The sequence below is a fragment of the Janibacter sp. RAF52 genome, from assembly GCF_052114035.1.
GTDB lineage: Bacteria > Actinomycetota > Actinomycetes > Actinomycetales > Dermatophilaceae > Janibacter > Janibacter hoylei.
Genome location: NZ_JBFRDY010000002.1, coordinates 185,259 through 205,348 on the forward strand (window position 1 = coordinate 185,259; position 20,090 = coordinate 205,348).

The following is a 20,090-nucleotide window of genomic DNA, read 5'->3' on the forward strand; positions in this document are numbered from 1 at the left end:
GGATGATCGGGCATCACCACCGAATATTCATTGCACACAACTTAATTGTGTGCAACCATCATGGGGTGCAGACGGACCACCACCTCGACCAGCAGATCTGCTTCGCCCTCTACTCGGCGGCGCGGGCGGCGACCGCGGCCTACAGAGACGCCCTCGCCGAGATCGGCCTGACGTACACCCAGTACGTCACCCTGCTCGCGCTCTGGGAGCGCGACGGACGCACCGTCACCGAGCTGGGCGACGCGCTGCATCTCGACAGCGGGACCCTCTCCCCTCTCCTCAAGCGGATGTCCGCGAGCGGTCTCGTCGAGCGCCGCCGCGAAGGGGAGGACGCCCGCCGCGTGACGATCCACCTGACCGACGCTGGCCGGGACCTCGAGTCGCAGGTCGCGGCGATCCAGTGCCGTCTGCACGACACCGTCGACATGGAGCCGGAGGAGCTGGCGACCCTGCGTCGTCTGGCCCAGCGGTTCTGCGACTCCGTCGGCGACACCACCCCCACCCCCACCCAAGGAGCATGACGATGAAGACTCTCTACACCGCAGAGGCCCTCGCCACCGGCGCCGGCCGCGACGGGCACGGCCGGACCAGCGACGGCCGCCTCGACCTCGACCTCGCGATCCCCCAGGAGATGGGCGGGTCGGGCGAGGGGACCAACCCCGAGCAGCTCTTCGCCGTCGGCTACGCCGCGTGCTTCCACTCGGCGCTGCAGGCCGTGGCCCGCGCGGGCAAGGTCGACGTCGCCGACTCGGCCGTCGGCTCCCGCGTCCACATCGGTCCCAAGGACGGCGGCGGCTACCAGCTCGCCGTCGAGCTCGAGGTCACCCTGCCGCACCTCGACCCCGAGGCCGCCCAGCAGCTCGCCGACCAGGCCCACGAGGTCTGCCCCTACTCCAACGCCACCCGCGGCAACATCGACGTGACCGTCACGGTCGTCCAGGACTGAGGCCCATGACCCAGCTGCCCACCTCCACCCGTCAGGTCGTCCTCGCCTCGCGCCCCCAGGGCGCGCCGAGTTCCGACAACTTCCGCCTCGAGACCGTCGACCTGCCGCAGCTCGCCGACGGTGAGGTCCTCGTGCGCAATGTCGTCATGTCGCTCGACCCCTACATGCGCGGTCGGATGAACGACGTGAAGTCCTACGTCGCCCCCTTCGAGATCGACGCCCCGCTCGACGGCGGCGCCGTCGGCGAGGTCATCGCCTCCCGCTCCAACGACGTCGCCGTGGGCCAGCACGTGCTGCACGGCCTCGGCTGGCGTGAGCACGCCGTGCTCCCAGCGAAGGCGGTCCGGTTCGTCGACACCGACGTCGCCCCTGCCTCGACCTACCTCGGCGTCCTCGGCCTCACCGGGCTGACCGCCTACGTGGGCCTGACCGCCGTCGCCGGGATGCGCGAGGGCGACACCGTCTTCGTCTCCGGCGCCGCAGGTGCCGTCGGCCAGGCCGCCGGTCAGATCGCCAAGGCGCTCGGCGCCGGCCGGGTCGTCGGCTCGGCGGGCTCCGCCGACAAGGTCGCCCGCGTGGTCGAGCTGGGTTACGACGCGGCCTTCAGCTACCGCGACGGTCCCGTCGCCGAGGGGCTGGCCTCGGTCGCGCCCGACGGCATCGACGTCTACTTCGACAACGTCGGCGGCGAGCACCTCGAGGCCGCGATCGGCGCGCTGTCGACCTTCGGTCGGGTCGCGATGTGCGGGGCGATCTCGCAGTACAACTCGACCGAGCCGCCCGCCGCACCCCGCAACCTGGGCCTCGCCATCGGCAAGGGGCTGACCCTGCGCGGCTTCATCGTCGGTCAGTACCCCGAGCTCGTCGCCGAGTACCACTCCCGGGCTCCCCGGTGGCTCGCCGAAGGTCGACTGGTCGCCGACGAGACCTTCCGCGACGGCCTCGACGCCGCCCCGCAGGCCTTCATGGACCTGCTCGATGGTGCCAACATGGGCAAGATGCTTCTCCGCCTGTGATGGGCACCGCGATCATGTGGTTTCGCCGGGACCTGCGTCTGCGCGACCACCCCGCCCTGCGGGAGTCCGCCTCCCGGGGAGCTGTGCTCCCACTCTTCGTCATCGACCCGTCGATGTGGGGGCCGGCCGGCGCGGCGAAGACCGCGTGGTTGGCCGCCACCCTGCGGGCGCTCGACGCGTCGCTCGACGGTCGTCTCGTCATCCGCCTCGGCGACCCGGCCGAGGTCGTGCCGCGCGTCGCCCGCGAGGTCGGGGCCACCTCGGTCCACGTCAGCCGGGAGAACGAGCCCGGCGGCGTCGAGCGCGATCGTCGTGTCGTCGCCGCGCTGCGCGAGATCGGCGTCGAGGGTGTGGCCACCGGCTCGCCCTATGCCGTCGACCCCGGCACGGTGCGGACGAAGGGAGGCACCCCCTTCAAGGTCTTCACCCCCTTCGCCGCTGCGTGGCGCGAGCACGGCTGGGACGAGCCGACGAGTGCGCCGCGAGGCGTCGAGTGGGTCGAGGCCGACACCGACGGCCGGGTCGAGGCGATGCTCGACAAGGCGGCCCGCGAGTGCCCGATCGACCTGCCGACCGCCGGCGAGGACGCCGCCCGGCGTCGCTGGGTGCGCTTCCGCGACGAGGCGCTGGTCGACTACGACCACGATCGCGACCTCCCGGCCGTCGAGGGGACCTCGCGCATGTCCGCCGACCTGCACCTCGGGGTCGTCCACCCCCGCCAGCTCCTGCACGACCTGCGCGAGGAGCGCGGCGACGGGGCGCAGACCTACCGCACGGAGCTCGCGTGGCGGGAGTTCTACGCTGACGTGCTGTGGGCCAACCCGGACTCCGCGTGGCAGGACCTGCGGCCACTCCCCCTTCGCTACGACGAACCGCAGGACGCCATCGAGGCGTGGCGTGAGGGGCGCACCGGCTACCCGATCATCGACGCGGGCATGCGCCAGCTGCTCGGCGAGGGATGGATGCACAACCGGGTGCGGATGGCCACGGCGAGCTTCCTCACCAAGGACCTGCACGTGTGGTGGCCCGTCGGCGCGCGGCACTTCCTCGAGCACCTCGTCGACGGGGACCTCGGGTCCAACAACCACGGCTGGCAGTGGGTCGCCGGCACCGGCACGGACGCGTCCCCGTACTTCCGTGTCTTCAACCCCGTGACACAGGGCAAGCGCTTCGACCCCGACGGTGCGTACGTGCGCCGGTGGGTGCCGGAGCTGGCCCATCTCGAGGGCGCCGCAGCGCACGAGCCGTGGAAGCACGACGACGGGTACGCGCACGACTACCCGGAGCGGATCGTCGACCACGCGCAGGAGCGTCTCGAGGCCCTGGCGCGCTACGACGAGGCGACCTGAGGCGAGCTGCTCGCCGGGTCGGGCATCACGCTGCCCCGACTGCGCTCGTCAGTCCGCGTCGACGCCTCGCTCGACGGTCGTCGTCACCCGCGTCAGGCTGGGTGACGCGGGCGTGGAGCTGAAGCCGAATCGTGGCGGCGGCGTGACCGGGGCGAGGTGGCCGATGACCTGGCCCGACCAGGTGCCGGACAGCGAGGTCACCCGCCGCTGGTCGTGCGCCCCGTAGTACTCGCGCCGCCCACCTCCGGCGCTGCCGACGGTGCGCACCCCCGGGAGCAGCCGCCGAGCGATCGGGTCGGCCAGGTGCGCGAAGGCGCGGCTGCGCCCCATCCGCTCGGGCACGGGGCGCAGGAGCAGACCGATGGCCGTGCGCGCTCCCAGACCGATCGTGCACCGCAGCGGCCCGGCGTCGAGGCGCCACGCGGCATCGTCGGCCTGCAGGATGACCGGGCAGACCCGGACCTCGTCGAAGGAGTACGTGGCGGCGACGTACTGGGCGACGCGGTGGTCCGGCGCCAGCAGGACCCGACGGTCGTCGGGCGTCGCGACCATGACGTCGGTGAAGGCCCCGAGGGGCGAGTCCCACCAGTCGCCGACCACCAGCCGCAGCCCGCTGCTGCTGCCCGCCCCGAGGATGCGCCCGTGGAAGCGCTCGAGGACGGTGCGGGTCACGGCGGGCCGTCGTCGCGGCCGGCGACCCGGGCGAGGGTCAGCGAGAAGTCGCCCGCCGCGTCGGTCCAGCTCGTCACCGGCTCGAAGCCGTGCTCGGTCAGCTCGTCACGGAGCAGGCCGAGGTCGAACTTGCGCGAGATCTCGGTCCGCAGGTGCTCCCCCTTCGCCAGGCGCCACGTGCGACCGATCCCGGTGAAGTCGGCCGTGATGTCACGCACCGCACGCAGCCGCATCTCGATGCGCGAGGCGCGGTCGTCCCACGCGGCCTCGTGGACGAGGTCGTCGCGGGACAGACCCGTGACCGGCGTGGTGCGGGTGATGACGTCGACGAGGTTGAGGTTGAAGCGCGCGGTCACTCCTGCCCCGTCGTCGTAGGCCGCGACGAGCCGGTCCGGGTCCTTGACGAGGTCGGCGCCGAGGAGCAGGTGGTCGCCCGGGGCGAGGGCCGCGTGCACCATGTCGAGGAACCCGGAGCGCTCGTCCTCCTCGAAGTTGCCGATCGTGCCGCCGAGGAAGACGAGCAGACGTTCGCCCGGCTCCCCCGACAGCGGTGGCAGGTGGTGGAAGTCGGCGACCGCCGGCTCCACCCTCAGGGCCGGGTAGTCCGTGCGCAGACGGTCGGCGGCCTCGAGCAGGACCTCCTTGCTGATGTCGAGCGGCGCGTAGAGCGCCGGCATCCCCTGCGCGGTGAGGGCGTCGAGCAGCTCACGGGTCTTGGTCGCCGTGCCCGCCCCCAGCTCGTGCAGGCTCCGCGCGCCGCTCAGCGCGATGATCTCGCCGCTGCGGTGGGTGAGGATCTCCTGCTCGGCACGCGTCGGGTAGTACTCGGGCAGGGTGGTGATCTCGTCGAAGAGGCGGGAGCCCCGCTCGTCGTAGAACCAGCGTGGCGGCAGTGTCGCCGGCTGCGACCAGAGGCCGGAGCGGAGGTCGGCCTCGAGCTCGGCGCGGCTCACCGGGCGAGTCGCAGTCCGGAGAAGGCCCACCGGGACGCGGCGGGGAAGAAGTTGCGGTAGGTCGTGCGCGGGTGGTCCGGCGGGGTGACCGCTGAGGCGCCCCGCAGGACGTGCTGGTCGTTCATGAACTTGCCGTTGTACTCGCCCACGGCGCCCGGGGCCGTCTCGAATCCCGGGTACGGCAGGTACGCACTCGCCGTCCACTCCCAGACGTCGCCGAAGGTGACCTCGGCCGCCGGCCCTGGGTGGCAGCGCTCGGCGTCGAGCAGACCGCCGTGCGTCTGGTGACCGCTCACGGCGCGGGCCTCCCACTCCTGCTCGGTGGGCAGGCGGTGGCCGGCCCACCGGGCGAAGGCGTCGGCCTCGAAGAAGGAGATGTGGCACACCGGCTCGGCGGCCACCACCGGCCGCCGACCCGACAGGGTGAACGTCGTCCAGCCGTGGTCGTCGTCGGGGCGCCAGTAGCCGGGCGCGTCCCAGCCCGTGGCCTGCAGGGTCGCCCACCCGTCGGAGAGCCACAGGTCAGGGCGCGCGTAGCCACCGTCGTCGATGAACTGGACCCAATCGGCGTTGGTCACCTGGCGGGTGCCGACCTCGACGTCGTCGAGCCACACCCGGTGGCGTGGCCGCTCGTTGTCGAACGCGAAGCCGCTGCCGTCGTCGCCGATGTGCGTGACCCCACCGGGCACGTGCGTCCAGCGCTGCGGGAGGGGGTCGGCCGCGGGGTCGGGGTCGGGCGCCCGCTCGACGTAGACCGGCTGGAGGACATTGCCCGAGAGGAGGTGCTTGACGTCCATGAGGAGCAGCTCCTGGTGCTGCTCCTCGTGGTGGCAGCCGAGCTCGACGAGGTCGAGCAGCGCCTCGTCGAGGGTCCCGTCCTCGAGCCGGGCGACGAGCTGCTCCTCGACGTCCTGGCGGTAGGCCGCGACCTCGGCGACGCCCGGGCGGGTCACGTGTCCGCGCGCGGCGCGGGGGTGACGCTCGCCCACGGCCTCGTAGTAGCTGTTGAAGAGATAGCGGAAGGCGGGGTCGCGCGGTCGGTAGGCAGGGTCGGCACCGAGGACGAACTCCTCGAAGAACCACGTGGTGTGGGCTCGGTGCCACTTCGTCGGGCTGGCCTCGGTCATCGACTGCGGCGTCTGGTCCTCGGGACCGAGGTCCCGGGTGAGCCGGTCGGTCCCTGCCCTGACGGCGAGGAACCGCTCGGTCAATGCGGCGAGGTCTGGTCGGGGAGAGGTCGTGGTCATGCTGTCCTCCATGCGACGGAGGTTGACGACCACCGTCGGGCACCGGGGAAGTGGAGCTTCGGACGGGCTGGACGCTACACGCATCCCCCGACGAGCGCGCGTCGTGGCCCCGCGTGGGGGCGGCGCGCCGGGGACGCGGCGTCGCTCAGAGGCTGACGGTGCCGGTGTCGCCGAGGTCGGGCCGCCCGTCGCTGACGAGTCCCTTGGCCATCTGGACGACCGTCGCCACGGTGCCGGGCGAGGTCCAGTAGCGCGCGGTGTCGGCCGTGACCGTGATCAGGGTGCTGTTCGAGTCATCAGGGCCGCCCTCCATGAAGGCACCGGCCGACGCGTCCCACAGCCGCCCGAGCAACTCCCGGTCGTCGTTGCGACGGGCCGTGCCGCTGACGCTCACCCAGCCGTCGTCCGTGGCGTACGCGATGTTGACCTCGGGGTGGGCCGCGATCGCCCGCACCTTGTCGGTGTCGGCCTCGGTGATGAAGTGGATGGTGCCCGGGTCGTCGAGGTCCTGGGTGCCCATCGGCACCGACACCAGGCGTCCGTCCTCGACGTGGGTGAGGACGGCGATCCTCGTCTCCCGCATGATCGTGGCGACGGTCTCGATCTCGGTCTCGCTCATCGTGCGCTCCTTGTGCTCTCGGGGCGGTCTTCGTCGGCTGACTACCCGCTCCACTCGTGTCGACACACGGTACCCGCGGATCTGAGGCACCCGACAGCGCACCTGACCGATGTCGGGGCCCACCTCGGGTGCTCCGTGCCGAGCCGGGCGCCGCGACGCGCGGCGAGGCCGTCTCGCTCGCCCGGGACGCCGGCCTGATCGGCTGAGGCCTTGTCGCCCCCTTCGCCAGTTGGGGGGGTGGAGCCATGAGCGATCTCAAGAGCCTGGCCAGCGACCTCCTCCGCCTGCACCACACCGACGAGACCCTCGTCCTGCCCACGGTCTGGGACGTGTGGTCCGCGCGTGCGGTCGTCGACGCGGGCTTCCCCGCCCTGACCATCGGCAGCCACCCACTCGCCGACTCGCGCGGGCAGCAGGACGGCGAGGGCATGACCCTGGACGACGCGCTCGACGGCATCCGTCGGATCTGCTCGGCCGTGCGCGTGCCGGTGAGCGCCGACGTCGAGTCCGGTTACGACACCCCCGCCGCCGAGCTCGTCGAGCGGGTCCTCGACGCCGGCGCGGTGGGCATCAACGTCGAGGACACCGTGCACTCGCAGGACCGGGTGCGCGAGGTTGCCGAGCACGCCGACTACATCGGGGCGCTGCGCCAGGCCGCCGACGAGGCCGACGTCGAGCTCGTCATCAACGCACGCACCGACGCGCTGCTCCACGGCACCGACCGTTTCCCCGACCCGGTCGCCGAGGCGATCACCCGCATCCGGGCGTGCGAGGAGGCCGGCGCCCGCTGCGTCTACCCGGTGAAGATCCCCGACGCCGCCACCCTCGCCACCCTCATGGAGGCGACCTCGCTGCCGCTCAACGTCACCGCCCACCCCGTCGACGGCGCCCCCTCGGGATCCCTGCAGGAGCTGCGCGACGCGGGGGTGCGCCGGGTGACCTTCGGCCCGCTGCTGCAACAGGCGCTCACCCAGTCGGTCGCCGAGCTCACCGGCCCGTGGCTGGGCCGGGCCGGGTTGGCCGGCCAGTCGGACTGACCTCCGGCAGACTCGGGCGCATGCGACCCCTCCCCCAGCACTGGCAGCTCGCGAGCGCCGAGGTCGAGCACGAGGGGCGGCGCTTCCCCCTTCGCATCTGGGGGTGGTCGGCGGAGTCGGCCGCCGACGCGGCCATGCGCGCGCAGCACCGGCTCGCCGCGGCCGTCGACCAGCTGACCCGCGGGCGGGCCGGCTTCGACTACTACCCCCGCACGCCCGTGCGCGCGGAGGTCCTCCACGAGGTACGCGGCGCCGACGGTGCACTGATCGGGGCCGTGACGCGCAACCGGATGGGTGTCGAGGTGCTCAACACCGACGTCCTGCTCGTGGCCGACGTCGACCTGCCGCCTCAGCGCAAGCTGTTTCGCACCGTGCAGCCCGACCCCCGCCCTGCGCTCGAGCGCATCGCCCGGTGGGCGGCCGCGCACCGCGACCTCGGTGTGCGCCTATCGCACCGCAGCCGGCCTGCGCGTCATCATCACCGGGCTGGCGAGCGGGCCTCCCGACCTGACGGCCCTCGTCGACCTCGGCTCGGACGACCTTTACGTGCGGCTGTGCGGACTGCACGAGACCTTGCGGGCCCGGCTGACGCCGAAGCCCCACCGGGTCGGCATGCCGAGGATCCGTGCGAGCTGGCCCTACCTCGGTGACGCCCAGCGGATCGCGGAGAAGTGGCTCAGGGACTACGAGCGGGCGTGCGCCCGCCGTGCCGTCTGCGAGCTGCTGTCGGTGACCGGTCCCGCCCCGGACGGAGACGCCGCCGTGCTCGTCGACCTGCACGACCGGGCCACGCAGGCGACCTCGGGCCAGCAGTTGGCGTGAGCCGGCCCGGGCGCGGGCCGGCTCACGGGCGCGGGCAGACGCGGGCGCGGGCCGGCGCCCAAGGTCACAACCAGCGCCGCACGCTCGCCACGTAGTCGCCATAGGTCGAGCCGAAGCGGTCGCGCAGCGCCTCCTCCTCGGCCGAGACCTGGAAGGTGTCGATCACCCCGACGAAGCCGGCCACCGGCAGGATGGCGAGCAGGTCGCGGCGGTGGATCGCGTAGCCGGCGAGCAGCAGGGCGTCACCGAGGTAGATCGGGTTGCGGGAGTAGCGATAGATGCCCTGGCGCACGACCTTGCTCGCGTCGGCCGGACGGGTCGGATCGAGGGTCGTGCCTGCGGCGCGGATCTCCCGGATGCCGGCGGCCGCGACTCCCAGGCCGGCCGCGGCGACTGCCGCTCCGAGGAGCGAGGTGGCCGGTGACGTGGACGACCCGCGGCTCAGCAGGCGTTGCGCCGCGAGCGAGGCCAGCACGACGACGGGCGGCGAGCGCAGGATCGAGAGGGGCTCCATGCACCAACGGTAGTCGCGTCGGCGCTCCGTGGACAGGCCCCGACGATGACGAGGAACCTCACCCCCTCCGCGAGTCGAAGAAGATCCGCGACCTGGATGTCGCGCTCCTTCTTCGACTGGCCATTCCCGGGCCGGGCTGTGCCGCGACCCAGCGGTCCGGACACTGAGTCAGTGTGACTCAGTGCCCCCGGCGCGGTACCCGGTCGGGGTGAAGCCGAGCATCCTGCCGAACTCGCGTGTGAGGTGGGCGTGGTCGGCGTAGCCGAGGTCCGCGGCGATCGTCGACAGGTCGGCTCCCGGCTCCTCACGGACGCGCTCGGCCGCCTCCTGCAGCCGGCGGCGACGGATGATCTCCCCCGGGCTCATCCCGACGTGCGTTCTCGCCAAGCGCTGCACGGTGCGCACGGACGCACCCAGTCGCGCGGCGAGGTCGTCGACCCGCAGCAGGGAGGGGTCGCTGTCGGCCAGCTCGACGAGACGCCGGGCCGGGACCGCGTCGGGATCCGCGGCCACCGCCGCCCCCACCTGCGTGGCGAGCCAGACCTCGAGCAGCCGCGCTGCGGCGGTGTGCCGTTCGTCCGCGTCGCCCGGGCCGTCCATGACCCGGGTGACGTCCGCGCGGAGGCGGGTCGCCCCCTTCGTCTCGGTGTCGCGGTCCCGCAGCGTGCCCACGTCGCCGACGAGCGCATGGGCCGCCCCCGGACGCAGCAGGGCGCCCACGGCCCAGCCGCGCCCGGTGAGGTCGCGCCGCCAGGCCCGGGAGACCGGGCCGTACACCCGCACCGCATCGGCCTCGACGACGAGCTGGCACGCAGGGAAGGGCAGCGTCAGCGCCTCGTGCACCGCCCCCTCCGGCAGGTCCCACTCCGGCACCCAGAACCACCGCGCGAGGGGCTCTCCCTCCGCCGTCGGGAGGATCCGGGAGACCGGCGCCCGGGCGTCCGGACGCAGCTGGCCCTTGCGCGGGATCGCCTCGCTCACGGGCCGAGCGTAGGGGCACCCACGAGGTTGGCGCAGATCTTCAAGCGTCCCGCCCTCGGGCTGCCTAGCGTCGTGCCCATGGACACCACCACCGCAGCGACCGGCCAGCACACCGACCACGGCGTGCCGCACGGGTTCACCAGCCTGACCCCCTTCCACACCGTGCAGGACGCGCAGGGCGCGATCGCGTGGTACGAGCGGGTCTTCGGCGCGCGCACGGTAGACGTGACGCACATGCCGGACGGGAAGGGAGGGACGCTCGTCGCGCACGCGACGCTCGACTTCGGGCGGGGCCGGCTGCAGATCTCCGACCCGATGCCGGACTTCGGTCTCGTCGCACCCCACGAGGACGACGTCGTCTGCTCCTCGATCGCGCTCTACGTGCCCGACGTCGACGCCGTGGTCGCCGAGGCGCAGGCCGCGGGCGCGACGCTCCGGGAGCCGCTCGCCGACTTCGTCTCCGGCGACCGCTTCGCCTCGATCCGCGACCCCCACGGGCTGCGCTGGGCCGTCATGACCCGCGTCGAGGACCTGTCCGACGAGGAGTCGGCGGCGCGGGTGCGGGAGTGGGCGGCCGGGCAGGGGTGAGCCCGGCCGCCCCCGCGGTCAGCTCGGGCGACGCTTGGGCGCGTTGGCCTCGGTCAGGCCGGCGTCGCGCTCGACGTGCTCGCCGAGGACGGCATCGATCTTCGCCATGACCTGCGGCTCGAGGGTGACGCCAGCCGCCTTGACGTTTTCCTCCACCTGCTCGGGACGCGAGGCACCGATGATCGCCGCGGCGACGTTGGAGTTCTGCAGCACCCACGCGACGGCCAGCTGGGCCATCGACAGGCCGACCTCGTCGGCGACCGGGCGCAGACCCTGCACCGCGGTGAGCAGGGCGTCGTTGCCGACCCGCCCGGAGATCGAGCCGCCGACCTCCTCGTGGGCGGCGCGGCTCCCTTCGGGCAGAGGCTGACCCGGCTGGTACTTGCCGGTGAGGATCCCCTGGGCCACGGGGCTCCAGACGATCTGTGACAGGCCCAGCTCCTCGCAGGTGGGGACGACCTCGTCCTCGATGACCCGCCAGATCATCGAGTACTGCGGCTGGCTGGAGACGAGCCGGATGCCGAGGTCGCTCGCCAGCCGGTGGCCCTCGCGGATCTGCTCGGCGGTCCACTCGCTGACGCCGATGTACAGCGCCTTGCCCTGGCGCACGACGTCGGCGAAGGCCTGCATCGTCTCCTCGAGCGGCGTCTCGGTGTCGAAGCGGTGCGCCTGGTAGAGGTCGACGTAGTCGGTCTGCAGGCGGCGCAGCGACCCGTCGATCGACTCGCGGATGTGCTTGGCCGACAGGCCGGAGTCGTTGTGCCCGCCCGGTCCGGTCGGCCAGTAGACCTTGGTGAGGATCTCGAGCGACTCGCGCCGCTCGCCCTTGAGGGCTTCGCCGAGGACGGTCTCCGCCTTGGTGTTGGCGTAGACGTCGGCGGTGTCGAAGGTCGAGATGCCGTGGTCGAGGGCCGCGCGCACGCAGGCGGTCGCGGCGTCGGCCTCGACCTGCGAGCCGTGGGTGAGCCAGTTGCCGTAGGCGATCTCGCTGACCTTGAGACCACTGTTGCCGAGGTAGCGGTAGTCCATGTGCCTCACGCTACGCCGGGGGTCTCGAGGCTCCGGCCGGGGGCGGCCTGCGCACCTCGACCCGCGTGGCGGTCAGGGAGTGACGTTGAGCCGCCCCAGCACGATCGCGGCGGTGCCCTCGTCGCCGGTGACCCCGACCGTCGCCTCCTCCGGCGAGATCCGGCCGCCGGTGAGCCGCAGCCAGGTGATGTCGTCGAGCTCGAGGGTCACGTCGCTGCCCTCTGCGGGGTCGAAGGGAGTGGCCCTCCCGTCCTCGCCGACCCGGGCCGCGAGGGTGCGGCCCTGCGGACCGGTGATGTGCGCGACGACGGCGGTGCCCGTGGGCAGTCGGCGCAGGGTCATGGGGAAGACCTTGGTCATGATGCCCGCGACGTACGCGGCCCCGACCCCGGTCGTCGTCATGGGGCGGCCGGTCGCCTCGCGGACGTCCTGCTCGTGGACCCACAGGTCGATAGGGCGGTTGCGCAGGAGCGTGGCGAGGTCCCAGCCCAGGCGCCCGGCGACGCCGGGGGCCTGCGCCTTCGGGTCGGACAGGTCGAGGCCCGCGAGGACCTCCCGCCGTCCTACACAGGCCTGCTCGAACTCGGCGAGGACGGCCTCGGCGCTCATCCCCCGCCGCGCCTCCACCCCGACGTGGGTGAGGTCGGTGGGCATCGCCTGGTTGGGCGCGGAGTCGACGTCGATGTGGCCGCCGTCGGGCTGTGGCATGCCGGCCACCTCGGACTCGAGGTGGGCGAGGTGCGCCACGACGTCCTGGACGCTCCACCCCGGCAGCGCCGGCTTGCTCCAGTCGTCGTCGGAGAGGTCGCGCAGGACGGTGAGCAGGTCCTGGGAGGTCTGCTCCCACAAGGCCACGGGGTCGGGTCGCGTCATGCCGTCAGCGTAGGGGTCGCCGTGACACGATCGGTGGGTGACCGATGACCGACCGGACGTGTCCCCCCTTCGTGCCGTGTTGTTGGGCTGTGGCGACCTCGGGATCCGCGTCGGGACCGCCCTGCTGGGGGCCGGCCACGAGGTGACCGGGGTGCGGCGCAATGTCGCTGCGCTGCCGGCCGGCTTTGCGGGCGTGTCCGCGGATCTGGCGTCTGGTGAAGTCCCCGACCTGCCCGCGGACCTGCTCGTCGTCTCGTTGACCCCCGACCGCCGGGACGAAGGGGGCTACCGCCGCGCCTACCTCGACGCGGTCCGCGGTGGGCTCGACGCGGTCCTGCGGGCGGGGACGCCTCGCCGCGCCGTGCTCGTGTCGTCGACGAGCGTCTACGGGGACCTCGCGGGAGACCTCGACGAGACGACCAGCGTTGCGCCGCAAGCGGATCGGCCGAAGATCCTGCTGGAGTCGGAGGCCCTCTTCCGCGAGGCGCTCCCCCGCGCGACGGTGCTGCGCCTCAGCGGGCTCTACGGCCCCCCGGGCAACCGGCTCGTGCGCACCGTGCGGGCGGGTGAGAACCGTGACCCAGGACGCTGGACCAACCGGATCCACCGCGAGGACGCGGCGGCGGCGATCACGCACCTGCTGACGATGCCCGCCGAACCCGCCGACCTCTACGTCGGCACGGACGACGAGCCGGCGACGGCGGGTGACGTAAGGGACTTCGTGGCCGACGAGCTCGGGCTCCCCAGGCCCGCTCCCACCGGGGACGTCGAGCCTCAGGGTCGGCGGATGCGCAATGCGCGGCTGCGGTCTACGGGAGTGGACCTGAGGTACCCGACCTATCGCGAGGGGTACCGGGCGCTGCTCGAGCTCGAGGGGCGGGCTGGCGGCACGTCGACCTGAACTAGGGTTCGACCCATGAACCTGCAGGAGATGCTCGACCAGGCCGCCACCGGCACCGTCCACGTCCAGGAGGGCTGGGGCCAGGGACGGGCGACCTACGGCGGGCTCGTGGCCGGGCTGGCGCACGCCGGCCTGCGCGGGCAGTTCGTCGACGCTCCGCCGCTGCGGCACCTCATGGTCAGCTTCGTCGCGCCGCTGGCGCCGGGCGACGCACAGATCGAGGTGACGCCGCTGCGTCAGGGCAAGAACGCGACCCAGGCCCAGGCGCACCTCGTGCAGGACGGGCAGGTCGTGGCCGCGGTGCTCGCCGCCTTCGGTCGGGAGCGCGAGTCGGCCATCTCGGTCCCGCACGAGACGGTGCCGATGCCACAGCTGCCGGAGCCGGAGTCGATCGAGCCCTTCCCGTACATCCCCGGGGCGACGCCGGACTTCTTCCAGCACGTCGAGCTGCGGCTGGCGGACGGCGCCGTCCCCTACACCGGTGCCGACACGTCGCACATGCACGGGTGGATGCGCTTCCGCGAGGCGCCGCCGGTCTTCGACGAGCGGCACTTCGTGACGCTCGGGGACGCGTGGCCCCCGGCGGTCATCCAGATGCTCTCCCAGTTCGCTCCCGGCAGCAGCCTGACCTGGTCGCTCGAGATCACCGAGGACGTCGCTGCCGAGCCCGACACGCACTGGGCCTACGCCGTGCGCACCGACCGGGCCGAAGGCGGGTACGCCCACACGGACGCGCGGATCTGGCACCCGGACGGGCGGCTCGTCGCGATCAGCCGGCAGACGGTGGCGATCTTCGGCTGACTGGCTGGGGTGAGCGGTGGCCCGCTCACCAGCTGGTGATTCGAAGAAGGAGCGCGACCTGTTGGTCGCGCTCCTTCTTCGAATGACGTGCTGGTTCTTCGACTGAGGTGCTGGGGGCGTCGACCCAGCTCCGCTCAGCTGTGGGTCAGCGGGAGCGGCCGGTGCTGCTGGAGCTGAAGGCCACGACGCTGCCACCGCGGCTGGCGCCCTGGCGGCTGCCGCCACCCTGACCGCCACGGCGCTGACCGCCGTTGCCGCCGCGGGACTGACCGCCCTGACCACCGGAGCGGCCCTGACCGGAGCCGCCACCGTTGCGGTTGCGACCGGCACCGCCGCGCTCACCGCGCTGACGCTGGCCACCCTGGGCGGAGCCACCCTGGCCACGACCACCCTGGCCACCACCGGACCGGCCGCGACCGCCGCCGCGGGGACCCCCCTTCGCTCCGCCGTTGCCCTGCTGCGGGACGTCGGGGACGAAGGCGCCGGGGAAGGACCGCTCGCCCGGGGCGAGCTCACCGAGGAGCTCGTGGCCGACGGAGACGCGGGTCGTCGTCGGCTTGATGCCCGCCTTGCGGGTGAGGTCCTTGACGTCGCGGACCTGCTCGTCGGTCATGAGCGTGACGACCGTGCCCTCGGCGCCGGCGCGGGCCGTGCGACCGGAGCGGTGGAGGTAGGCCTTGTGCTCGACCGGCGGGTCGGCGTGGATGACGAGCGAGACGTCGTCGACATGGATGCCACGGGCGGCGATGTCGGTGGCGACGAGGGTCTGCGCGGTGCCGGAGTGGAAGGCCTCCATGGTCCGGGTGCGCGCATTCTGGCTGAGGTTGCCGTGCAGCTCGACCGCGGGGACGCCGGCGGCGTTGAGCTGGCGGGCCATCTTCTTGGCGCGGTGCTTGGTGCGGGTGAAGACGACCTTGCGGCCCGGCGCGGCGACGAGGTCGGTGAGGACCGGCAGGTGGTCCGTGCTCTTGATGTGCAGGACGTGGTGGGTCATCTTCGCGACCGGCGACTGGGCCGAGTCGGCCTCGTGGGTCACCGGCTGCTCGAGGTAGCGCTTGACGATCTGGTTGATCGCGCCGTCGAGGGTCGCGGAGAAGAGCATCCGCTGGCTGCCGCGCGGGGTCTTGTCGAGGATCCGCTTGACGCCGGGGAGGAAGCCGAGGTCGGCCATGTGGTCGGCCTCGTCGAGGATCGTCACCTCGATGGCCGACAGGTCGACGTGCCCCTGACCCATGAGGTCCTCGAGGCGACCCGGGCAGGCGACGACGACGTCGACGCCGGCGGCGATGGCCTTGACCTGCGGGTTCTGACCGACACCGCCGAAGACGGTGCGGCTGCGCAGGCCGACGGCCTGCGCGAGCGGGGTGAGGGAGTCCTCGATCTGGGTGGCGAGCTCCCGGGTCGGGGCGAGGATCAGCGCACGGGGGCGCTTGGCCTGGCGGCGCGTGCCCGACTCGACGAGGCGAGCCACGAGCGGCAGGAGGAAGGCGTAGGTCTTGCCCGAGCCCGTGCGCCCGCGGCCGAGCACGTCACGGCCGGCGAGGGAGTCCGGCAGCGTCGCCGCCTGGATCGGGGTCGGGGTGGTGATGCCCTGCTCCGCGAGGACGGAGGTCAGGGAGGTGGGCACGCCGAGGTCGGCGAAGGTCGTGGTCGTCACGAAAAAATGGCTCCAGACGGAGTCGTGATGCTTCGGTTCTGCCCGGCGCGAGTGCCTACCTGCGTCAAGCAGGAGGGGGTCGCGGCGCGATGGCATCAGTGCAATCAGAGAAGCAGCTCGCTGCAGAACTGAACGGCTGCTTCGTCAAGTGTAGCGGCGACGGGGGTGGCGCCTGACCGCGGGTGTCGGCGGCAGCTGCCAAGCTGCGAGCATGCCGATCGAGATGCGCTCCTTCGCGCGCAGCGTCATGAGCGATGACGAGCGCCGCGAGGTGGAGGCCGTGGAGATGCTCGCCGACCACCTGCGCGACGAGCTCGTCGAGCGCGAGGTCGCCATCAACCAGGCGCACGTCGTTGGCGCGCAGAGCGCGGCGATCCAGGCGATCGTCGCCGAGGTCCTCACGGACGAGCTGGGCTTCGGTCAGGAGGTCGTGCTCACGCCGCAGGACGGGATCGTGACCAGGGCACGGCCCGACTTCGTCTTCCAGCTCTCCCCCGGTCGAGGCGTCATGGCCGAGGTCGAGCGCGGCGGCACGGTCAACAACAACCACGACCTCAAGGACATGTGGAAGGCGCACATCGCGCAGGACATCCAGCACCTCTTCCTCGTCGTACCCAACTCGAACTGGACGGGCGTCGGCGGTGCACGAGAAAAGCCCTACCCCCGCGTGCTCAACCGCGTGGGTGCATTTTTCGGCACCCCACGCCGCGAGGTCGACGTCCTGTCCGCGCACGTCTTCGGCTACGGGCTGCTCAGCCTGCAAGCTGCGGTCGAGCTACGACCCGACGAAGGGAGCTGACACCCCCTTCGTCGCAGCTCAGGGTGGCGGCATGACTCGACACACCCAGCGCCCCGACCACACCGCCGAGCTGACGAAACTGCGCGCCCGCCTCTACTCACCGGAGCTCAGCCCGCTCGAGGCCGGCGCGATGCTCACCGCGACCGAGCTGCTACGCCTCCACGAGGACGGCGCCTTCGAGATCTGCACGAGCCCGCACAGCGCGGCGATGGTCAGGCTGTGCCTCGGCGCCCCCTTCGAGCTGGTGCACGTCGAGGGTCACGACTGCTGCGACTGCTGCGGGTGCGCGTGAGGGCCGCGGACGGTGAGGAGGGTCGGCGTGGCGTCGAGCTGACGTCGAGAACGACAAGGTGACCACGCGACCACGACCCTTCGAGACGGTCGCTGAGCGACCTCCTCAGGGAACGGGGGCCCTTCGAGACGGTCGCTGAGCGACCTCCTCAGGGAACGGGGGCCCTTCGAGACGGCCGCTACGCGACCTCCTCAGGCAAAGGGGGCCCTTCGAGACGGCCGCGGGCGGCCTCCGGGTCCTGAGGAGCGAGGCCGCCTGCGGCCGGAGCGTCTCGAAGGGCAGGGAGCGGGGATCAGATGACGCCCTGGGCCACCATCGCGTCGGCGACCTTGATGTAGCCGGCGAGGTTGGCGCCGGCGACGTAGTCACCGGGGACGTCGAACTCCTCGGCGGTCTCGAGGCAGTTGGCGTGGATGTCGCGCATGATCTCCTCGAGGCGCAGCTCGGTCTCCTCGAACCCCCACGAGTCGCGGCTCGCGTTCTGCTGCATCTCCAGCGCAGAAGTGGCGACGCCACCGGCGTTGGAGGCCTTGCCGGGCGCGTAGAGGGTGCCGGCCTCGCGGAAGACCTCGATCGCCTCCGGCACGCACGGCATGTTGGCGCCCTCGGCGACGAGCCGGACACCGTTCTTCACGAGGGTGCGGGCGTGCTCCTCGGAGAGCTCGTTCTGCGTGGCGCACGGCAGGGCGACGTCGCACGGCACGTCCCAGATGGAGCCGTCGGCGACGTGGCGGGCGGAGCCCCCCTTCGCCTCGGCATAGTCGGTCAGGCGGCCGCGCTGGACCTCCTTGATCTCCTGGAGCAGCGCGAGGTCGATCCCCGACTCGTCGACGACGTAGCCGGCGGAGTCGGAGACCGCGACGACGGTGCCGCCGAGCTGGTGGACCTTTTCGACCGCGTAGATCGCGACGTTGCCGGAGCCGGAGACGACGACGCGCTTGCCGTCGAGGGACTCGCCCTTCGCCTTGAGCATCTCCTGGGCGAAGAAGACGGTGCCGTAGCCGGTCGCCTCGGTGCGCACCTGCGACCCGCCCCACGACAGGCCCTTGCCCGTGAGGACGCCGGCCTCCCAGCTGTTGGTGATCCGCTTGTACTGGCCGAAGAGGTAGCCGAGCTCGCGGCCACCGACACCGATGTCGCCAGCCGGCACGTCCGTGTACTCACCGATGTGGCGGTAGAGCTCGGTCATGAAGGACTGGCAGAAGCGCATGATCTCGGCGTCGGACTTGCCCTTGGGGTCGAAGTCGGAGCCGCCCTTGCCGCCACCGATCGGCATGCCGGTCAGCGAGTTCTTGAAGACCTGCTCGAAGCCGAGGAACTTGATGATCGACAGGTTGACGCTCGGGTGGAAGCGCAGCCCGCCCTTGTAGGGGCCGAGCGCGGAGTTGAACTCGACGCGGAAGCCGCGGTTGATCTGGACGTCCCCGGAGTCCGTGGTCCACGGCACGCGGAAGATGATCTGCCGCTCCGGCTCGCACATCCGCTTGAGGATCGACCACTGCGCGTACTCGTCGACGCGGCCGGCGATCGGCGACAGCGACTGCATGACCTCGTAGACGGCCTGGTGGAACTCGCGCTCACCGGGGTTGCGGGCGATCACCTCGTCGAAGTGCCCCTGGAAGTTGGGGTGCAGGGCCTGGGTGGTCACAGCCGGTCTCCTTCGAAGGGGGATGGGTCGGCTCACGTTAACCGCCGAGAGAGCCCCTCCGCCGGGGTGTCCGAGGGTTGTCCGCGTCACGTGCAAGGCTGGTGCCATGAGCGCTTCCGTGAGCAGAGAGACCGGGCCCGACCGCTTCGAGGTGAGCTCCGACGGCGCCGTCGCCGGCTTCGCCCAGTTCGTCGACCACGACGGCCGCAGGGTCTTCTTCCACACCGAGATCGGCGAGGAGTTCGGCGGGCAGGGCCTGGCCGGCACCGTCGTCGAGACGGCCGTGCGGGCCACCCGCGACGAGGGCCTGACGGTGGTGCCGGTCTGCCCCTACGTCACGAAGTGGCTGACGAAGCACACCGACCACGGCGCCACCGTCGCGCAGCCGACCCCGGACGACCTCGCCGCGATCCCGCAGTGACCCTGCGCGTCGCGACCTTCAACGTCAACGGGATCCGGGCGGCGCAGCGGCGCGGCTTCGAGGCCTGGCTCGCCGAGCGCGACCCGGACGTCGTCGCGCTCCAGGAGGTGCGCTGCCCGCCCGCGCAGCTGCCCGCCGGCGTCTTCGGTGACCACCACCTCACCTACGAGCCGGGCCACCTCGCCGGCCGCAACGGCGTCGCCGTGCTCACCCGCACCCGCCCCGCGGCCGTGCGCACGTGGGACGGCGAGGTCCTCATGCGCGCACCTGGCGAGGAGCACCTGCACACCGAGCCCTCCCCGCCGGGCACGATGGCGCGCGGGTTGTCCCCCTTCGCCAGCGAAGGGAGGTACGTCGAGGTGGACCTCGCGGACCGCCCCCTCACCGTCGCCAGCCTGTACCTGCCGAAGGGAGGGCTGCCGGCCCACCTGCAGAAGCCCGGCGGGCGCGAGGCGCCGGACGGCGGCGCGAAGTACGAACGCAAGATGGGCTTCCTCGCCTCCTTCGCCCGGCAGCTCGACCGCTCGCGCAAGACGGCGCGCGCCGCCGGCCGCGAGTTCCTCCTCCTCGGTGACCTCAACGTCGCCCACACCCGGCTCGACGTCACCAACTGGCGCTCCAACCAGAAGTCCGAGGGCTTCCTGCCCGAGGAGCGCGAGTGGTTCGACTCGATCGTCTCGCCGCGCACGCTCGTCGACGTCGTCCGCGCGCAGCACCCCGACACGACCGGCCCGATGTCGTGGTGGTCGTGGATGGGTGGGGCCTTCGACCGCGACACCGGCTGGCGGATCGACTACCACCTGGCCACCCCCGGCCTGGCCAAGCGCGCGGTCACCGCCGGCACCGACCGGCCGGCGAGCGGCCCGGAGCGGGTGAGCGACCACGCTGCGGTCGTCGTCGACTATGCCGAGGCATCCTGAGTGGG

24 protein-coding genes are annotated in these 20,090 nt (G+C 72.3%); 14 read left to right on the forward strand and 10 right to left on the reverse strand.

Annotated elements, in window-relative coordinates; all coding sequences use genetic code 11:
* The first annotated feature begins 65 nt into the window (after positions 1 to 65).
* From AB4Y78_RS03330 to AB4Y78_RS03345, 4 genes are read left to right on the forward strand one after another with little or no spacing between them, the layout of a single operon-like run.
* A complete protein-coding gene (locus tag AB4Y78_RS03330; protein WP_007927210.1) occupies positions 66 to 521 on the forward strand; it encodes a MarR family winged helix-turn-helix transcriptional regulator in 456 nt (151 codons plus the stop codon).
* Between the two features lie 2 nt (positions 522 to 523).
* The gene (locus AB4Y78_RS03335; RefSeq protein WP_007927209.1) at positions 524 to 946 is read left to right on the forward strand and encodes an organic hydroperoxide resistance protein; all 423 of its coding nucleotides are present in this window, start codon (positions 524 to 526) and stop codon (positions 944 to 946) included.
* 5 nt (positions 947 to 951) lie between these two features.
* Positions 952 to 1,962, forward strand: coding sequence for an NADP-dependent oxidoreductase (locus AB4Y78_RS03340; RefSeq protein WP_441714200.1), 1,011 nt, complete (start codon positions 952 to 954; stop codon positions 1,960 to 1,962).
* The gene (locus AB4Y78_RS03345) at positions 1,962 to 3,311 is read left to right on the forward strand and encodes a cryptochrome/photolyase family protein (RefSeq protein ID WP_128277317.1); all 1,350 of its coding nucleotides are present in this window, start codon (positions 1,962 to 1,964) and stop codon (positions 3,309 to 3,311) included. Before AB4Y78_RS03340 ends, AB4Y78_RS03345 begins: the two co-directional genes overlap by 1 nt.
* Before the next feature lie 48 nt (positions 3,312 to 3,359).
* Here the strand turns inward: AB4Y78_RS03345 and AB4Y78_RS03350 are convergent, their stop codons facing one another.
* The 4 genes from AB4Y78_RS03350 to AB4Y78_RS03365 form a co-directional block, all read right to left on the reverse strand.
* Complete coding sequence (locus AB4Y78_RS03350; protein ID WP_387355585.1) at positions 3,360 to 3,983, reverse strand: hypothetical protein; 624 nt, start codon at positions 3,981 to 3,983, stop codon at positions 3,360 to 3,362.
* The gene (gene egtD / locus AB4Y78_RS03355) at positions 3,980 to 4,936 is read right to left on the reverse strand and encodes an L-histidine N(alpha)-methyltransferase (protein WP_387355584.1); all 957 of its coding nucleotides are present in this window, start codon (positions 4,934 to 4,936) and stop codon (positions 3,980 to 3,982) included. The genes AB4Y78_RS03350 and egtD overlap by 4 nt, the downstream gene beginning before the upstream one ends.
* Complete coding sequence (gene egtB / locus AB4Y78_RS03360) at positions 4,933 to 6,183, reverse strand: ergothioneine biosynthesis protein EgtB (RefSeq protein WP_441714197.1); 1,251 nt, start codon at positions 6,181 to 6,183, stop codon at positions 4,933 to 4,935. The genes egtD and egtB overlap by 4 nt, the downstream gene beginning before the upstream one ends.
* Positions 6,184 to 6,328: 145 nt before the next feature.
* Positions 6,329 to 6,802 carry a pyridoxamine 5'-phosphate oxidase family protein gene (locus AB4Y78_RS03365; RefSeq protein WP_441714195.1) on the reverse strand — a complete coding sequence of 158 codons (474 nt, stop codon included), beginning with the start codon at positions 6,800 to 6,802 and terminating at the stop codon, positions 6,329 to 6,331.
* 245 nt (positions 6,803 to 7,047) lie between these two features.
* Between AB4Y78_RS03365 and AB4Y78_RS03370 the strand changes: the two genes are divergently transcribed.
* From AB4Y78_RS03370 to AB4Y78_RS03380, 3 genes are read left to right on the forward strand one after another with little or no spacing between them, the layout of a single operon-like run.
* On the forward strand, positions 7,048 to 7,839 hold the full coding sequence (locus AB4Y78_RS03370) for an isocitrate lyase/PEP mutase family protein (protein WP_440290037.1): 792 nt from the start codon (positions 7,048 to 7,050) through the stop codon (positions 7,837 to 7,839).
* A 20-nt stretch (positions 7,840 to 7,859) separates the two neighbouring features.
* Positions 7,860 to 8,489, forward strand: coding sequence for a hypothetical protein (locus AB4Y78_RS03375; RefSeq protein ID WP_265230455.1), 630 nt, complete (start codon positions 7,860 to 7,862; stop codon positions 8,487 to 8,489).
* On the forward strand, positions 8,452 to 8,661 hold the full coding sequence (locus AB4Y78_RS03380; RefSeq protein WP_265230454.1) for a hypothetical protein: 210 nt from the start codon (positions 8,452 to 8,454) through the stop codon (positions 8,659 to 8,661). Before AB4Y78_RS03375 ends, AB4Y78_RS03380 begins: the two co-directional genes overlap by 38 nt.
* Positions 8,662 to 8,725: 64 nt before the next feature.
* On the opposite strand, the gene AB4Y78_RS03385 is transcribed toward AB4Y78_RS03380, so the two are convergent.
* Positions 8,726 to 9,175, reverse strand: coding sequence for a methyltransferase family protein (locus AB4Y78_RS03385; RefSeq protein ID WP_440290039.1), 450 nt, complete (start codon positions 9,173 to 9,175; stop codon positions 8,726 to 8,728).
* Positions 9,176 to 9,343: 168 nt separating this feature from the next.
* Positions 9,344 to 10,156: a helix-turn-helix domain-containing protein gene (locus AB4Y78_RS03390; RefSeq protein WP_441714193.1), complete on the reverse strand. Its 813-nt coding sequence runs from the start codon at positions 10,154 to 10,156 to the stop codon at positions 9,344 to 9,346.
* Positions 10,157 to 10,234: 78 nt separating this feature from the next.
* On the opposite strand from AB4Y78_RS03390, the gene AB4Y78_RS03395 reads away from it, so the two are divergent.
* Positions 10,235 to 10,744: a VOC family protein gene (locus AB4Y78_RS03395; RefSeq protein WP_040881185.1), complete on the forward strand. Its 510-nt coding sequence runs from the start codon at positions 10,235 to 10,237 to the stop codon at positions 10,742 to 10,744.
* Positions 10,745 to 10,762: 18 nt separating this feature from the next.
* Here the strand turns inward: AB4Y78_RS03395 and AB4Y78_RS03400 are convergent, their stop codons facing one another.
* Entirely contained in the window at positions 10,763 to 11,773 is a 1,011-nt protein-coding gene (locus tag AB4Y78_RS03400; RefSeq protein ID WP_128277321.1) for an aldo/keto reductase family protein, read from the reverse strand.
* 72 nt (positions 11,774 to 11,845) lie between these two features.
* The gene (locus tag AB4Y78_RS03405) at positions 11,846 to 12,646 is read right to left on the reverse strand and encodes a maleylpyruvate isomerase family mycothiol-dependent enzyme (protein WP_441714191.1); all 801 of its coding nucleotides are present in this window, start codon (positions 12,644 to 12,646) and stop codon (positions 11,846 to 11,848) included.
* Between the two features lie 37 nt (positions 12,647 to 12,683).
* On the opposite strand from AB4Y78_RS03405, the gene AB4Y78_RS03410 reads away from it, so the two are divergent.
* Together AB4Y78_RS03410 and AB4Y78_RS03415 are read left to right on the forward strand one after the other, a co-directional pair.
* On the forward strand, positions 12,684 to 13,547 hold the full coding sequence (locus AB4Y78_RS03410) for an SDR family NAD(P)-dependent oxidoreductase (protein WP_238148212.1): 864 nt from the start codon (positions 12,684 to 12,686) through the stop codon (positions 13,545 to 13,547).
* 15 nt (positions 13,548 to 13,562) lie between these two features.
* Positions 13,563 to 14,348 carry an acyl-CoA thioesterase gene (locus tag AB4Y78_RS03415; RefSeq protein ID WP_441714189.1) on the forward strand — a complete coding sequence of 262 codons (786 nt, stop codon included), beginning with the start codon at positions 13,563 to 13,565 and terminating at the stop codon, positions 14,346 to 14,348.
* A gap of 145 nt (positions 14,349 to 14,493) precedes the next feature.
* Here the strand turns inward: AB4Y78_RS03415 and AB4Y78_RS03420 are convergent, their stop codons facing one another.
* Positions 14,494 to 16,005 (reverse strand): DEAD/DEAH box helicase, encoded by a 1,512-nt coding sequence (locus tag AB4Y78_RS03420; RefSeq protein ID WP_259911484.1) that lies wholly within the window; start codon positions 16,003 to 16,005, stop codon positions 14,494 to 14,496.
* Positions 16,006 to 16,216: 211 nt separating this feature from the next.
* Here AB4Y78_RS03420 and AB4Y78_RS03425 point away from each other — a divergent pair, with 211 nt between their 5' ends.
* A complete protein-coding gene (locus AB4Y78_RS03425) occupies positions 16,217 to 16,804 on the forward strand; it encodes a hypothetical protein (protein WP_007927178.1) in 588 nt (195 codons plus the stop codon).
* 31 nt (positions 16,805 to 16,835) lie between these two features.
* A complete protein-coding gene (locus AB4Y78_RS03430; protein ID WP_007927176.1) occupies positions 16,836 to 17,096 on the forward strand; it encodes a hypothetical protein in 261 nt (86 codons plus the stop codon).
* 292 nt (positions 17,097 to 17,388) lie between these two features.
* Here AB4Y78_RS03430 and gdhA read toward each other — a convergent pair whose 3' ends face one another.
* Complete coding sequence (gene gdhA, locus AB4Y78_RS03435) at positions 17,389 to 18,744, reverse strand: NADP-specific glutamate dehydrogenase (protein ID WP_441714186.1); 1,356 nt, start codon at positions 18,742 to 18,744, stop codon at positions 17,389 to 17,391.
* 106 nt (positions 18,745 to 18,850) lie between these two features.
* Between gdhA and AB4Y78_RS03440 the strand changes: the two genes are divergently transcribed.
* Both AB4Y78_RS03440 and AB4Y78_RS03445 read left to right on the forward strand, forming a co-directional pair.
* Positions 18,851 to 19,165: a GNAT family N-acetyltransferase gene (locus tag AB4Y78_RS03440; RefSeq protein ID WP_040881176.1), complete on the forward strand. Its 315-nt coding sequence runs from the start codon at positions 18,851 to 18,853 to the stop codon at positions 19,163 to 19,165.
* A gap of 2 nt (positions 19,166 to 19,167) precedes the next feature.
* Positions 19,168 to 20,085: an exodeoxyribonuclease III gene (locus AB4Y78_RS03445; protein WP_040881184.1), complete on the forward strand. Its 918-nt coding sequence runs from the start codon at positions 19,168 to 19,170 to the stop codon at positions 20,083 to 20,085.
* The last annotated feature ends 5 nt before the right edge of the window (positions 20,086 to 20,090 follow it).

Bases quoted from the DNA above. Each gene is read 5' to 3' on its own strand.
- AB4Y78_RS03335 (WP_007927209.1), top strand. From the start codon at position 524: ATGAAGACTCTCTACACCGCAGAGGCCCTCGCCACCGGCGCCGGCCGC.
- AB4Y78_RS03340 (WP_441714200.1), top strand. From the start codon at position 952: ATGACCCAGCTGCCCACCTCCACCCGTCAGGTCGTCCTCGCCTCGCGC.
- AB4Y78_RS03345 (WP_128277317.1), top strand. From the start codon at position 1,962: ATGGGCACCGCGATCATGTGGTTTCGCCGGGACCTGCGTCTGCGCGAC.
- egtB (WP_441714197.1), bottom strand. From the start codon at position 6,183: ATGACCACGACCTCTCCCCGACCAGACCTCGCCGCATTGACCGAGCGG.
- AB4Y78_RS03365 (WP_441714195.1), bottom strand. From the start codon at position 6,802: ATGAGCGAGACCGAGATCGAGACCGTCGCCACGATCATGCGGGAGACG.
- AB4Y78_RS03370 (WP_440290037.1), top strand. From the start codon at position 7,048: ATGAGCGATCTCAAGAGCCTGGCCAGCGACCTCCTCCGCCTGCACCAC.
- AB4Y78_RS03375 (WP_265230455.1), top strand. From the start codon at position 7,860: ATGCGACCCCTCCCCCAGCACTGGCAGCTCGCGAGCGCCGAGGTCGAG.
- AB4Y78_RS03380 (WP_265230454.1), top strand. From the start codon at position 8,452: ATGCCGAGGATCCGTGCGAGCTGGCCCTACCTCGGTGACGCCCAGCGG.
- AB4Y78_RS03385 (WP_440290039.1), bottom strand. From the start codon at position 9,175: ATGGAGCCCCTCTCGATCCTGCGCTCGCCGCCCGTCGTCGTGCTGGCC.
- AB4Y78_RS03395 (WP_040881185.1), top strand. From the start codon at position 10,235: ATGGACACCACCACCGCAGCGACCGGCCAGCACACCGACCACGGCGTG.
- AB4Y78_RS03400 (WP_128277321.1), bottom strand. From the start codon at position 11,773: ATGGACTACCGCTACCTCGGCAACAGTGGTCTCAAGGTCAGCGAGATC.
- AB4Y78_RS03405 (WP_441714191.1), bottom strand. From the start codon at position 12,646: ATGACGCGACCCGACCCCGTGGCCTTGTGGGAGCAGACCTCCCAGGAC.
- AB4Y78_RS03415 (WP_441714189.1), top strand. From the start codon at position 13,563: ATGAACCTGCAGGAGATGCTCGACCAGGCCGCCACCGGCACCGTCCAC.
- AB4Y78_RS03425 (WP_007927178.1), top strand. From the start codon at position 16,217: ATGCCGATCGAGATGCGCTCCTTCGCGCGCAGCGTCATGAGCGATGAC.
- AB4Y78_RS03430 (WP_007927176.1), top strand. From the start codon at position 16,836: ATGACTCGACACACCCAGCGCCCCGACCACACCGCCGAGCTGACGAAA.
- AB4Y78_RS03440 (WP_040881176.1), top strand. From the start codon at position 18,851: ATGAGCGCTTCCGTGAGCAGAGAGACCGGGCCCGACCGCTTCGAGGTG.